Raw genomic sequence first — 14,465 nt, 5'->3', positions numbered from 1 at the left:
TTTATAAAGTGTAGGTGTTGGTATGAAAAAGAAAAAAAGAAGAAAAAGTCACGTGCCTTTTCGTGTGAACTTACTTTTCTTGACCGTATTTGCCCTATTTTCCGTATTAATTTTGCGGTTGGGACTTGTTCAAATTGTGTACGGTGAGAATTATGAACGAGAAGTCGAAAAAACACAGGACGTTACAGTCAGTACGCCTGTTCCTCGAGGGAAAATGTACGATCGGTATAACCGCGTAATTGTAGATAATACCTCTTTAAATACGATTACATATACTCGTTTTCAAGGAAACACAGCTGAAGAAAGGCTGCGCATCGCTAAAAAGTTAGCCACTATGATCGATGTTCCTTACGCCACAAATGTGATTGATATTCCAGAAAATAAAAAGAATAAAGATGCTAAAAAACGTGGTAAAAATTACAGAACGCGACATGAAAGATTATTGGATTATGCTTCACCCTAAAGAAGCGGAGCAGAAAATTACGAAAGCTGATCGCAAAAAAGTTCAAGATGGTGAAATGACTGATGATGAACTGTATCAACGTCAGTTAGACCGCATTTCTAAAAAAGATTTAGAAAGTTTAAAGAATGATTTAGAAGTTCTAGCTATTAAGCGCCAAATGGAGGCAGGTTATTCTAACACCCCGCAAATTGTTAAAAGCGGTGTGACAAATGAAGAGTATGCCGTTGTAAGTGAGCACTTAGATGAACTTCCAGGTGTGGATACAACAACGTATTGGGATCGCTCATACCCAGAAAACAGCACTCTCCGTACTTTGCTTGGAAATGTATCCTCTGCCAACGAGGGTCTGCCCAAAGATAAAGTACAGTATTACTTATCAAGAGGATATAGCCGAAATGACCAAGTTGGGACGAGCTATTTAGAGAAGCAATACGAAGCTCAGCTCAGCGGTCAAAAAGAAAAAGTCCAGTATGTAACAGATGATAAAGGAAATCTCCTTGATACAATTCAAGTGTCTAAAGGCGAACGGGGCAGTGATTTAGTTTTAACTATTGATATGGAGCTTCAAAAAGCAGTAGAAAAACAAATTACGGACCAGCTTTTAGCCAAAAAGAAAATGAAAGGAACTCAGTTTTTAGACCGTGCTTTTGTAATTATGATGGATCCTCACACAGGAGAAATCTTAACAATGGCTGGTAAAAAATACACCATTGATAAGAAGACTGGGGTACCTAAAATAGAAGATTTTGCATTAGGGAATATTTCAACATCTTATACAATGGGCTCTGTTGTAAAAGGGGCAACGGTTCTGGCTGGCTTAGATTCAGGAGCTATTAAGCCAAACACAGTGTTCGTTGATGAACCGTTAAAAATTAAAGGAACACCAATTAAGAAATCAGCTGAGGCTGAGGGGTTAGGACCCTTAACGTATTCATCCGCGTTAAAATATTCATCCAACGTATTTATGTTTAAAACGGTAATGGCGATGGCTGGATTACAGTACCATAAGAACATGACTTTACCGATTAAACCTGACACATTCAGCGAACTGCGTTCGTACTACAGTCAGTTCGGCTTAGGCGTATCAACAGGCATAAACCTCGATAACGAATCAACAGGTGTACAAGGCGGAAGCAACGTTCCAGGTACAGCACTTGATTTAGGAATTGGTCAGTATGATACGTACACGCCGCTGCAGCTTGTGCAATACACTTCTGCAATAGCTAATGGAGGGTATCGCATCAAGCCGCAGCTGGTAAAAGAAATTCGAAAACCAACGATAAAGACCGATGAAATTGGCGGTACGCAGCATTCATTTGAACCTGATGTGTTAAATCGTATCACGATGAAAGAAGAATACATTAAAGATGTTCAAAATGGCTTTAAGCGCGTTACGCAGGAACAAGGCGGTACAGGGTACGCAGCTTTCCATACAGCGAACTATAATCCTGCTGGTAAATCAGGAACGGCACAAGCCTATGAGAAAAACCCAAGCGGAGGGGATCCGATTAAAGTTAATAATTCAAACTTTGTCGCCTTTGCTCCGGCAAATGACCCTGAAATTGCAGTAGCTGTCGTGGTACCATCGGCATTTGTGCCAAGTGCACCAAATACCATTACAAAAGAGCTTGCTCGTTCTGCGCTCGATACGTATTTTGATTTAAAGAAAAAAGGTGAACAACAAGTAAAAGATCAAGAAGAGAATCAACAGGCTGTCATTGCAAACGACGCCAATTAAAGAAGCTGGGAAAAAGCATATTAGTTGAAATAAGATCCGAACGACGTTGATTAAGAATCAGCTTCGTTCGGATTTTTTTATTGGTAGAGTGAACGTAGATTAAATCAATTTAGCTATGTCTCAACCTCTTCATTTTTTTAGAAATCTTTACATATATGGTTTTTTATTGAATTTAAGGGTCGTAAGAACTAGTTTTCTACCTAAAAAACACGCAGATAGACCTTCGTTTACAAAAGCTTTACATTGAATTAAAACACAATTAATAGTCGGCTATTATTCTGTAAGTGTAAGGATTAATAGGAAATGATCAAAATAAGGGGAAGCGTTTCGGCTTCTCGTATTTATTTACACTGATAGTAAACAATAGATATTAAATAGATATAGAGAGACTTTTATTGTGCTCAAAACGGTTAAAGAAGATGAAGGAGGATTATCCAATGGCAATAACAATGGAATTAACTAACAAAGAAAAAGTAAATACTCCGCAAACAAAAGAAATTGTATATAAAACAAAAGGTTTGAATTTATGGTATGGCAACACACATGCTTTGAAAAATATTGATTTAGACATTCATGCTAACGAAGTTACCGCGATCATTGGTCCATCAGGCTGCGGAAAATCAACATATATTAAAACGTTAAATCGTATGGTAGAAATGACCCCAATTGTCCGCACATCAGGTGAAATTGAGTATAGAGGAAAAAATATTTTTGATAAATCGTACCATGTGGAAGAGCTGCGCACGCAAGTAGGAATGGTTTTCCAAAAGCCAAATCCGTTCCCAAAATCTATTTATGATAATATTGCGTACGGTCCAAGGATTCATGGCGTTCGCAACAAGAAAAAACTAGATGAGATTGTTGAAAAAAGTTTACGAGGAGCAGCTATTTGGGACGAAGTTAAAGATCGTTTGAATCAAAATGCGAATGGGTTGTCAGGTGGACAACAGCAGCGTATCTGTATTGCGCGCTGCTTGGCTATTGAACCCGACGTTATTTTAATGGATGAGCCTACTTCTGCACTCGATCCAATTTCAACATTAAAAGTAGAAGAATTAGTACAAGAATTAAAGAAAGACTTCAGTATTATTATTGTTACACATAATATGCAGCAAGCGGCACGTATTTCAGATAAAACAGCATTTTTCTTAAATGGAGAAGTGGTAGAGTACGCAGAAACAGATAAAATCTTCTCAATGCCATCTGATAAACGCACAGAAGATTATATTACAGGTCGTTTCGGTTAAGACATACAAGGAGATGGGATAAGTGGTTGTACGCGAAAAGTTTCATGGTGATTTAAAGATATTACGTGAAAAATTATTAGAAATAGGGCGCTTAACGCATGAGGCGCTATCAAAATCAATTGAAGCGTTGCAAACAAGCAACGTTGAGCTGGCGCTAGAAATTATCGACGGCGATGCATACGTGGATGACTTAGAAGAAGAAATCAATGACCTAGCTATCTTGCTTATTGCAAAGCAGCAGCCGGTGGCTATCGATTTAAGACGTATCATTGTGGCAATTAAAATTGCTTCGGACGTTGAGCGTATGGCAGATTTTGCGGTTAACGTAGCAAAATCGGCTATACGAATTGGAAATGAAGAATTAATTAAGCCGTTAGAACATGTGAAGAAAATGCACGATATTTCAATTGAAATGCTGAGTCTTTCGTTAAAAGCTTATCACGAGGAAGATCTTGTTTTAGCTAAAAAAGTAGCGGAAATGGACGATGAAGTGGATGAGCTTTACGGAATAACAATCAAAGAACTTTTAAGTCTTGCTAAAGAAAAGCAGGAGGCTATGAACCAAATTACGCAGCTTTTATTTGTAGCCCGCTATTTAGAGCGTATGGCTGATCATACAACGAACGTAGCAGAAAGCGTATTTTACCTTGTGAAAGGCAAACGCTACGATTTAAACGAATAGTAGAAAAACCTCTTCTAATAAGCGAAGAGGTTTTTTTGTTAGTACATTACAATCACTATGTTTATCTTAGTTTTTAACACAAATCGACAAATTGTGTTTATTGTGGCAACTTTTTCTGAATGGTAAGATGTTAATAAGTTTATACGGCATTGATATGTAGAAAAAACAATCTAAGAAACGAAGTGATAAAACAGTGGCTCCTAATCTTATTCAAAACTTAAATGTGTGTATAGCTACTCAGCTTGACTCATCTCGTATTTATGTTCACTGGTCGTTTTCTGAGCATATTCGAGAGATGGTAGAAAGTATGTTTTCGACACGGTGGGAAGAATTGAATCTAGCTATGTGTACGTATGATATAACAGGTCTTCATTTTAACGGCCATGAATCAAACCGCTATTATATGAAGAGTCTTACTGCTCATCAAGACTTCATGTTTATGAATAGCTTGGAAAGCGAGCGCACGTATGTAATAGATATTGGTATTCAAGATAAAGAAGGAAGTTTTTTTTCCCTTCTTCGTTCGAATCCGGTTTATTTGATGAAAGAACAGCATGAACAAGTGAATGTAACTTCGTTAAGCTGGATGTACGAACCTGTAAAAGTTCACCAGGGTGTTCAAAATGAATTTAGCACATATTCCTTATATTCAAATGACTTGGAGCAGGTGAAGAAGCAATATGAATAGTGATGACTGTATTCTTTTAACTTATATGCATTATCCGTTGCTACATGTACTTCAAGCAGAGAGTGAGTATCCGCTGTTTGAACAAGTAACGAACGAATTCATCCCTTTTTTAGATCAAATTGAATCTAAGAAATTGATAGGTGCAACAGCTGTGATGTCTTGTGTATTTTTGAACGTATTAAACGACGAGAAGTTTAATGCTCGTTACGCTCGGTATTTACACCAGTTTTCAAGCCAGCAGCATCAGAGAGCACTCACTTTTTTAAAAAAGTGGGACGGGAGCTTGTTCTCAGCCTGCAAATATTTCTTTCAGCATGACATGATGGAATGTATTCCTACTACCGTAACGAACGCGTTCGTTTCCATCCTTAAAACGGAACAAACATTAAATCTCCAAATTACAGAAGCAATACGTGTTTTTCAACAGTTTTTTGAAAAAAAGCCCGTCGGTTTTTTTATACAGCAAGGAGAGTATACTCATCAAGTAGATATGCTCCTGAAATCTCATGGAATGCGCTATACCTTTGTGAAGTCATCAACAGATGAACTAAAAAAGTCGCCTGCTGGCATTATCTTGTTTCCATATCCTAAGCAAGGAAAACAAGTTGAGGAAGGAACAATGAATAAAGCGAGCGCTGTTTTGGATTTGAAAGCGAAGCACACGCTTAGCTTTCAGCGAATGCAAGCAGCAAGCGGGACATTTCAATATCCTTTAGATTACGCGAGGAATATACAGTTTCACCAAAACGAAACTCTTGCACTCTACGGTGCAACAAAAAGCGCCGAATTTGTCAGTGAGAACAATCAATTGTTTATTTCAACCGTACAGAAGACAGAGGCGATGCTAGATGTTATCGATTTTAAACATCCTAACGTGGTGAATGCTATCTACCGACAGTGGCTCCTTTTAAGTAGCAGCGACTGGCTTTATAATTTTAAAAAGGTCAGAGATGAATACGAAAGGCAAGTAAAACTGTTTGATTTCCTTTGTCATGATGAGAATCCAAGGATGGATAGTGAAAACAGTTTTCTTTCAGGAAGTTCTTTTTTATACCCTGCAAAAGAGACAGAGCCGGCGGCTTTATCAGTAAATCAATATAAAGGCGGTCTCTCCATTTTAATGCTTGCATGGGAATTCCCTCCGCTAGTTATCGGAGGACTTGCACGACATGTATTTGATTTATCCAGAGCGTTAGCAAAGGCGGGCCATCACGTTAGTGTATTAACGACATATGTAGAGGGGCTGCCGGAATATGAGCGTTTATACGGGGTTCACGTTTACCGAGTTAAAAGCCTGCAGCCTCATCATCCGGATTTTTTGACATGGGTAAACAGTTTGAACGTGGCTATGGCTCTTAGAGGACTGCAGTTAGGCTACAAGCTGTCTTTTGACGTTATTCATGCTCATGACTGGCTTGTTGCATCCGCAGCAAAATGTTTAGCAGATAAAACGGATAGACCGCTAATTACGACCATTCATGCGACAGAACATGGGCGCAATAATGGTATTCATAATGACATGCAGCAGAAAATTCACTTGCAAGAAGAGGAGCTAATTCGACAATCAAGCTCAATCATTGTCTGCAGTGACTATATGAAGAAAGAATTAATCACTTTATTTCACGTAGAACAAGATAAAATTGCTATATTTCCAAATGGAATTGACAAGCAGCTGGTAGTCGACGCAGTAAATGAGCGGTTAAAAGAAAGTTTACAAAAGAAATATAATTTTAGAAAGGCCCCTATTATTTTTTCAATTGGACGAATTGTATATGAAAAAGGATTTCAGCTATTTATTGAAGCAGCGGAACTATTTAAGAAAAAACAAATAGATGTTCAATTCGTTGTGGCGGGAAAAGGGCCTTTACTTCATGAGTTTCGAACACAGGTAAGTGAAAAGCAATTGGACAAATACGTGTATTTTATTGGATACATTACCGATAACGAGCGAAATCAGCTTCTTCAAGCTTGCAAAATGGTTGTTTTTCCAAGTCTATATGAACCTTTTGGAATTGTTGCTTTAGAGGGTATGGTAGCCAAGAAGCCAACCATCGTTGCCGATACAGGAGGTCTAAGCGATATTATTTCACATTTCGACACGGGCCTGACGTTTGCCCGAGGAGATACGCTCGAATTAATCAACTGTATTGAATTTTTGTTAAAAAATGAAAAAATAGCTGCGAAAATCAGCGAAAATGGGTATAGAAAAGCAACAACTATGTTTAGCTGGGAAAAAATCGCTATCGATACAAGTAAGCTGTTTCAACATCACATTTGCCAGGATAAAAAAAGGAGGGAGGAAAAAAATTGAAAGCCATTATACTTGCTGGCGGTAAAGGAACAAGACTGCAGCCCTTGACCTACACAATTCCAAAGCCTATGCTGCCGCTTTACGATAAACCTGTGATGGAATATAGCATTGAGCTGCTTAAGAAACATGGAATTACAGAGATTGGGATTACGCTGCAGTATAGGCATGAACAAATTATTGAATACTTTGGGGATGGCTCTCAGTGGGGAGTGACGCTTACTTATTTTATCGAAAAAGAGCCTCTTGGAACAGCGGGCGGAATTAAGCGAGCAGAGGCCTTTATTGAGGAAGACTGTATTATTATTAGTGGAGATGCCTTAACAGAAATTAATCTTCAAGACGTTATTCATTTTCATTATGAACAAAAAAGCGAAATGACCATTGTTACAAAAGAAGTAAACGACGTGCGGGGTTATGGAGTGGTGACGATAGATGAAGGGAATCGAGTCACGGGATTTGTAGAGAAACCAACCTACGAACAGGCCAATAGCCGATTGATTAATACGGGAGTGTATGTGATCAAAAAATCCGTTCTTGATTACGTGAATTCTTATGGTCCTACGGATTTTAGCTTTGACATTATCCCACTTCTTTTGGAATATAATCATACTGTGTGCAGTTTTGTAACGGAAGATTATTGGATTGATATTGGGCAAATTCACCATTATCGTCAAGCACACTATGATTTGTGGAGCAAGTGGTTTGGCAATAGACAGGAAAGTATTGTCTCAGATGACGCGCTTATAGAAGAAGGGGTGACTGTTTACGATCCGGTTTACGTAGGAGAAAATGTGGTGATTAGAAAAGGTGCTTCAATTGGTCCTTACACGATTATCGGAACCAATAGTATCATAGAAGCACATGCTGCAATCGATAAAACGATTTTGCTTCAAAACGTAACGGTCGGGGCAGAATCTTTTTTATACAACGCTACGATAGGTCCTTATGTAAATGTTCAACCAATGACTACGTATGTCCAAGATACAGTAGCTGAAAATCAAGTGCTACCTCAACTTTCTGTGAAACCAGATGTTTCCATCTTCAAAAACGGTCGCCTGTATGTCCATTCATCTGTTGATCGAGAAAGACTATACAATGCGTTATTACTTGTATGCAAACATCAAGGGTCGTTCTGTCTAGCAAGCGATGATGAAGAAGAAGCCATTCAACTTCGCAAAGAATGCTTTTCTTTTTTACGGAGTAATCATTCTGCTGTGTATGATATTAAAAAAGAAGCTCTTCCGTTATTTCGATATTACATGATGACTTCACAAGCGAGCATTGGTGTTTATATTGGTGTGGATAGCAAAAACAGCAGCCTTTTTTTAGAAATATATGACAAAAAAGGGCAATTAGTTAATCAGCTTATTGAAAAAAAGATTGAGCGGATGTACCTTCAAGCTAAAAAAGCAAACATGACGATTTCTGCTCCACTTAAAAAAACAAGCATAGGAAATATCAGGGAAGAATATTGTGATGCTTTAGTAAAATCCATTAATCAGCATGTTTTATTAGAAGACAGTATGCGAATTGGAGTGATTTGTTCACCGTTTATACAGGAAGTTGTCGAATTATTATGTAAGCGTCTTCGTGTCCATGTGTTGTTTTTAAACAAATGGGAGAAAACAGAAGAAATCAAACGAATGATTAAAAAAAATAAGCTGTCTTTTTGTATTCAGATTAAAGAAGATGGAGAAACATTTGCTCTATATGATGAAAAAGGCTGCAGCGTAAATGATTCAGAAATTATGTCGCTTTATATTTATAGCGTGTACATGACAAAAAAAGTAGCATTCGTTCCTATTCCTATACACTATTCATCCACACTAGAAACATTTGCCCAATCTCTCAATCAATCATTTATGAGGACAAAAGCAAAAAAACGTGATTTGCTTAGTCTTTTGGGGCCCGTTCAATTTCAGTTAGATGCCATGTACGCTTTATGTCAGCTGATCGAATTAATTAGGGTGCAGCAGCGGAAAATTTCTGAAATGATTCAATATGTCCCGCACGCTTATATGAACTGGCGCTATATTTCATGTCCGCTAGAAATTCAAGAACAAGTGATGAAGAAGTTGTTAGAAGAAGCAATCGGTAAACAAGTATATGTCATTGATGGCTTAAAAATTTACCATGATCCCCATGAATGGACGCTGATTTTGCCCGATGGTCACTTGCCTGTATTAAATATTTATTCAGAGGCGTTAAACACTCAGACCGCCAAGAAGCTGTCGGCATATTTTGTGGAAAAAATACAAGAGTATCAAAGAGTGTAAATAATGGATTTTATTTAAAAGAAAGGAAGTACACCTCTCAGAAAAGAGTTCCGCTTATTTTAAGAAACTTCATCTATGTATAAGGCGTAGCAGAGAAGGAGCTCAGGACTCTAAGAGGAAAGAAAAAGTGAAGAAATGAAATTAAATGACTTTCTTCAAAAAAACAGACTGGCATTTCCTTTCGAAAAATGATATTATATTAAAGTCTGATTTATGTTTATAATGTTTGGAGGGAAAATAGATGCGCGTAAACGTTACATTAGCTTGCACTGAAACTGGTGACCGTAATTACATTACAACTAAAAACAAGCGTAATAACCCAGATCGTCTTGAGTTAAAAAAATACAGCCCAAGACTTAAAAAAGTTACACTTCATCGTGAAACAAAGTAAGCAGTAGGAGTACAATCCTGCTGTTTTTTTTATAGGGGGAATTAAAATGAAATCTCATCTGCGCAAAGAGATGAAGCGCGTTCTTAATTTAATTTCTGAAGAGCAGCACGAGGCGCATTCAACAAGCATAGCAAATGCACTGTATGAAACTTGTTTATGGAAAGAAGCTAGAGTCATTGCAGCTACGGTTTCAAGAAATAAAGAAGTTAATACGAAAGCCATCATTGAACGTGCTTGGAAAGATGGAAAAAAAGTAGCTGTTCCAAAATGCAACCCCACAACATCTCAAATGGTTTTCTACGAGATTACGAATTTTTCACAGCTTGAAACAGTGTACTACGGGTTAGCCGAACCAATTGTTGAAGAAACTGTTTCCGTTTCAAAATCTTCAATTGATTTACTCCTTGTGCCTGGCGTGGTATATAGCAAGAATGGATATCGCATCGGCTATGGAGGCGGTTATTACGATCGTTATTTAGCAGATTATACCGGACAGAAGCTAAGCCTTGCGTTTGATTGTCAAGTCGTTTCAGAGGTTCCATATGAATCTCATGATATTCCCGTTGAATATATTTTGACAGAGAAGGAGCTTATTTGCTGTGAATCCGTTTGATGCTGTCATGATAATTGTAATATTACTCATGGCAGGAGCAGGCTACATAGCAAAAGCACTGACAGTATCGGGAGCCTGCATGTCTTTCATCGTAGGAGCGAGCGTTTATATCGGTTTTTCGCTTCAAGGTTTTTTACTCTTACTCTTATTTTTTAGCACTTCTACGCTGTTTAGTAAGTATAAAAAAGAAAAAAACGCGCGTTAGAAGAAAAGCTAGAGAAGCACGACAGGCGAGATTATATTCAAGTCCTTGCTAATGGAGGTGTAGCTGCTGCTTGCGGTTTGTTATATGCTGCAACAGCTTTGCCTGTTTATATGTGGATGTTTATGATTAGTATCTCAGCTGCTAATGCCGACACATGGGCATCTGAAATAGGGTCTCTTAGTAAGAAGCCGCCGTTTTACATTTGGACGTTAAAGAGAGTAGAAGCGGGTACTTCAGGAGCCGTTTCACTTTTAGGTACAGCAGCCGGAGCAGCTGGAGCTTTTCTTATTGCTGCCGCTTGTTATTTTGCTTTTCCATCCGTATCGCTGAGTAGTATATTGCTAGTCGGGTGCTTTGGTTTTATTGGAAACGCTATAGACACTCTTCTTGGAGCAAGTGTGCAAGTTCGCTTTCGCTGTCAAAGCTGCGGTATTGAAACGGAAAGGAAAGATCATTGCCGCAAGCCGACGGTAAAAGAAAAAGGAATAACTTTCTTTAACAATGATGTTGTGAATCTTGCCGCTATTTTGCTTGCTGCCTTTACAGGCGGAATCCTTATCCTGCTTTTACCTATATAAGAGCATAAAATGTTCGTCATAGGAGCAAAGTAAACGTAAGGAGGCTTGAAAATGAGACATATTGTATTAGTACTTACGCTTTTAGTTGTTGGAACGCTGGGCTACCAAATGAGATACCGTGTTTTAAATTCGCTGTTTGGAAATTCATTTATCCGCAGTCTAGCTGTTCGTTCATTTTTTAATTTGCCGTTTGTTCGGGATCGTTTAATGAAGCAGGTCTTCCGCTAAGAGCGAAAGATACATAAAAAACACCTTACCGACCTGTAAGGTGTTTTTTTGTAGAAAAAGAAAAAGGGAAAATCGTTGCTTTTTTCCTGGCTTTCTGCCATCTTTACATATAGAGAGTGTGAGGAGGTGACTATTTGTCTAGGCAAGATTTTTATTATTTGCAGCTGGCACAGCAATTGCTTGGCCATTCTTCATATGAGCTGATTTCGATGAAAGCTGATGCTTCAGAGCTGTGGTTTCAATCTTCGCATCGCAAAGATAAGTCAATTGTCCGCATAGTCCGCCGGAGTTTTAAATCAGCCGTTGAGCAGCAAAAAGATGTATTGTATGCATTACAAAGAGCTGAGAATGTGCGAAAGCAGAGAGGTAAATCAACGCTTACTCTTAACACGATTTACTTTGCTGATTTTGATCCTTTTTATACAGAGCAGTCCTTAGAAAGTGCGCCAAGTCCCTCTAAAGTGAATAGTTACGTTGAACAACTAACGGCAGAGAAAGCAAGCGCTTATGAACCTCTATTCGAACGGCTGGGTCTTACATTAGAAAGCGCAGACAATTTCTCTTCCGAAGAAGAAGCTCAGCGAATAGAACAGTGGAAACATAAAATTGTGCTTTTTGTGCAGAAAAAACAAAGCGAAGAACAGCAAATAGCTGGATACGGGAAATCTATTTTTACATATATATTTTTAGCGATGCAGATCTTAATGTTTCTATTTCTGGAGTGGAAGAGCAGTACGCAAAATACGCTCACTCTCATTCAATACGGAGCTAAATACAACCCCTTAATTATGGAAGGCGAGTGGTGGCGTTTTTTTACACCTATAATTTTGCATATAGGACTTCTGCATTTGCTTATGAATAGTGTAGCCCTGTATTATTTAGGAACGCTTGTAGAGAGGATATATGGCAGCGGGCGTTTTGTCTTTATTTATATCTTTGCCGGGTTTGCAGGATCTCTAGGAAGTTTTATATGGAATACGTCTATTTCCGCAGGAGCCTCAGGGGCCATTTTCGGTTGCTTTGGAGCTTTACTGTTTTTAGCAAGAACAAATCCACGCTTCTTTTTTCGAACAATGGGATCGAGTTTCATTGTAATCATTGTGATTAACTTGATTTTTGGATTTGTTGCGCCGAACGTCGATAATGCAGGGCATATTGGCGGTTTGGTTGGCGGATTTCTAGCTGCGAGCATCGTCAGTTTACCGAAACAAAAAAAGACTGTATATTCAGATTCCGGCTTTCATTTGCACGCTTTTATTAGTAGGCAGTCTGCTTTTTTATGGATATCATGAGCGTTCTGTTTATCAAGATGAGCCCTATGCACTCAGCGTAGCGGCTACGTATCTTCAGCAGAAGCAGTATGAAGAAGCAAAAGACGCCATCAAGCTTTTTATTGAAAAAGGGACAAGCAATAGTAACATATATTTTATCAGTGCTAGCGCAGAATTTTATCTTGAAAATTATCAAGAAGCTAAACAGCAATTGAATCAGGCTGTAAAGTATGATTCAACTTTTCATGAGGCGTATTACAATTTAGCTCTGGTGAATATGAAACTGAATGATATTCCCGCGGCCACACAAAATATCGACAAAGCAATTGCGCTTGAACCACAAAGTGAAAAATATGAAAAGCTGAAGCGACAGCTAGAAAATTAAAACTGTTGAATGATGAATTTAATATTTTATACTTTACTATTGTGAGAACGTTTACTAGAATATTAATATGTAGACCTAGCAGTGGGCGTTAAATACGGCCGCTGTTTATGACTGAATGACTGTTGAGTTATCTCAAAAATAAATGAATCATATCACCTAGAAAATAGGATAAAGGTGACAGAATGAATACGTTATATGATGTACAACAATTATTAAAGTCCTTCGGCATTTTTATATACGTGGGCGATCGTACTGCTGATTTAGAGCTGATGGAAGCGGAAGTAAAAGAGTTATATCAGTCTAATTTGATTGATGTACGTGACTATCAAATGGCAATTCTTTTGCTTCGTCGAGAGTTAAAACAACAAAAAGAGAAAAAGGATGAATGAACATGGATGACAAATGGTTAGTTGGAGTTGATTTAGGCGGTACAACAATAAAAATGGCCTTTATTAATCATTATGGAGAAATCATTCACAAGTGGGAAATCAATACGGATGTGAGCGAGCAAGGCCGTAAAATTCCAACAGATATTGCAAAAGCAATTGATAAAAAGTTAAACGATCTTGGAGAAGTAAAGTCAAGGTTAGTAGGAATTGGTATTGGTGCACCGGGCCCTGTCAACTTTGCAAACGGTTCGATTGAAGTAGCTGTCAATTTAGGGTGGGAAAAGTTTCCTATCAAAGATATCTTGGAAGTGGAAACTTCTCTTCCTGTTGTAGTAGACAATGATGCAAACATTGCGGCGATTGGAGAAATGTGGAAAGGTGCTGGAGACGGAGCAAAAGATTTGCTGTGCGTTACGCTTGGCACAGGTGTTGGCGGCGGTGTCATTGCCAACGGTGAAATTGTACAAGGCGTAAATGGAGCAGCTGGTGAGATTGGCCACATCACATCTATTCCTGAAGGCGGGGCACCGTGTAACTGCGGCAAAACCGGCTGTTTAGAAACAATTGCTTCAGCAACTGGGATTGTACGTTTAACGATGGAAGAATTAACGGAAACGGACAAACCAAGTGAGCTTCGCACAGTGTTAGAGCAAAATGGACAAGTTACATCTAAAGATGTATTTGATGCTGCTCGTTCAAAAGACGAGTTAGCTATGCATGTTGTAGACAAAGTTGCCTTTCATTTAGGTTTAGCACTAGCAAACTCTGCCAATGCATTAAACCCTGAGAAAATTGTTCTAGGCGGCGGCGTGTCTCGTGCAGGCGAGGTATTACTTGCACCGGTAAGAGATTATTTCAAACGTTTTGCATTTCCTCGCGTAGCGCAAGGTGCTGAACTAGCAATTGCTACTTTAGGAAACGATGCGGGAATTATTGGAGGAGCTTGGTTAGTTAAATCTTATTTTGAATAATAAGCAAGAATCTAACTGAGATAAAAAAG

The 14,465-nt window shown here is 38.5% G+C and carries 12 protein-coding genes and 3 pseudogenes; all 15 read left to right on the top strand.

Annotated features, from left to right (window positions below; translation table 11 throughout):
* Window positions 1-22 precede the first annotated feature (22 nt).
* The 15 genes and pseudogenes from N178_RS10365 to N178_RS10310 all read left to right on the top strand — a co-directional run bounded on the left by N178_RS10365 (window position 23) and on the right by N178_RS10310 (window position 14,436).
* A pseudogene (locus N178_RS10365) lies at window positions 23-2,201 on the top strand (peptidoglycan D,D-transpeptidase FtsI family protein).
* Window positions 2,202-2,650: 449 nt separating this feature from the next.
* Window positions 2,651-3,448, top strand: a complete 798-nt coding sequence (pstB, locus tag N178_RS10360) for a phosphate ABC transporter ATP-binding protein PstB (RefSeq protein WP_370506071.1) — start codon at window positions 2,651-2,653, stop codon at window positions 3,446-3,448.
* A 22-nt stretch (window positions 3,449-3,470) separates the two neighbouring features.
* Entirely contained in the window at window positions 3,471-4,130 is a 660-nt protein-coding gene (gene phoU / locus N178_RS10355) for a phosphate signaling complex protein PhoU (RefSeq protein WP_045292064.1), read from the top strand.
* A gap of 193 nt (window positions 4,131-4,323) precedes the next feature.
* The gene (locus N178_RS10350) at window positions 4,324-4,818 is read left to right on the top strand and encodes a DUF4912 domain-containing protein (protein ID WP_045292063.1); all 495 of its coding nucleotides are present in this window, start codon (window positions 4,324-4,326) and stop codon (window positions 4,816-4,818) included.
* Window positions 4,811-7,129: a glycosyltransferase gene (locus N178_RS10345; protein ID WP_045292062.1), complete on the top strand. Its 2,319-nt coding sequence runs from the start codon at window positions 4,811-4,813 to the stop codon at window positions 7,127-7,129. Before N178_RS10350 ends, N178_RS10345 begins: the two co-directional genes overlap by 8 nt.
* Window positions 7,126-9,405, top strand: coding sequence for a sugar phosphate nucleotidyltransferase (locus tag N178_RS10340; RefSeq protein WP_045292061.1), 2,280 nt, complete (start codon window positions 7,126-7,128; stop codon window positions 9,403-9,405). The genes N178_RS10345 and N178_RS10340 overlap by 4 nt, the downstream gene beginning before the upstream one ends.
* A 241-nt stretch (window positions 9,406-9,646) precedes the next feature.
* On the top strand, window positions 9,647-9,796 hold the full coding sequence (gene rpmG / locus N178_RS10335) for a 50S ribosomal protein L33 (protein ID WP_013059189.1): 150 nt from the start codon (window positions 9,647-9,649) through the stop codon (window positions 9,794-9,796).
* A gap of 46 nt (window positions 9,797-9,842) precedes the next feature.
* The gene (locus N178_RS10330; protein WP_045292060.1) at window positions 9,843-10,409 is read left to right on the top strand and encodes a 5-formyltetrahydrofolate cyclo-ligase; all 567 of its coding nucleotides are present in this window, start codon (window positions 9,843-9,845) and stop codon (window positions 10,407-10,409) included.
* 7 nt (window positions 10,410-10,416) lie between these two features.
* Window positions 10,417-11,192: pseudogene (locus N178_RS10325) on the top strand (DUF92 domain-containing protein).
* Window positions 11,193-11,243: 51 nt separating this feature from the next.
* Window positions 11,244-11,420: a hypothetical protein gene (locus N178_RS27005; RefSeq protein ID WP_013059186.1), complete on the top strand. Its 177-nt coding sequence runs from the start codon at window positions 11,244-11,246 to the stop codon at window positions 11,418-11,420.
* A 134-nt stretch (window positions 11,421-11,554) separates the two neighbouring features.
* Window positions 11,555-12,712, top strand: coding sequence for a rhomboid family intramembrane serine protease (locus N178_RS10320; RefSeq protein ID WP_237758441.1), 1,158 nt, complete (start codon window positions 11,555-11,557; stop codon window positions 12,710-12,712).
* Window positions 12,603-12,887, top strand: a pseudogene (locus tag N178_RS27990) (rhomboid family protein); the annotation flags it as partial. The gene N178_RS10320 and the pseudogene N178_RS27990, both read left to right, overlap by 110 nt.
* 15 nt (window positions 12,888-12,902) lie before the next feature.
* Window positions 12,903-13,076: a hypothetical protein gene (locus N178_RS27520; protein ID WP_237758440.1), complete on the top strand. Its 174-nt coding sequence runs from the start codon at window positions 12,903-12,905 to the stop codon at window positions 13,074-13,076.
* A 182-nt stretch (window positions 13,077-13,258) separates the two neighbouring features.
* Window positions 13,259-13,465 (top strand): YqgQ family protein, encoded by a 207-nt coding sequence (locus N178_RS10315; protein WP_028411617.1) that lies wholly within the window; start codon window positions 13,259-13,261, stop codon window positions 13,463-13,465.
* A 2-nt stretch (window positions 13,466-13,467) separates the two neighbouring features.
* A complete protein-coding gene (locus N178_RS10310) occupies window positions 13,468-14,436 on the top strand; it encodes an ROK family glucokinase (RefSeq protein ID WP_013059183.1) in 969 nt (322 codons plus the stop codon).
* Window positions 14,437-14,465: the final 29 nt, after the last annotated feature.

This window comes from Priestia aryabhattai B8W22 (assembly GCF_000956595.1).
Classification (GTDB): Bacteria; Bacillota; Bacilli; order Bacillales; family Bacillaceae_H; genus Priestia; species Priestia aryabhattai.
Note: the sequence above shows the minus strand (reverse complement) of the source record. Positions and strands in the feature narration are given on the sequence as shown.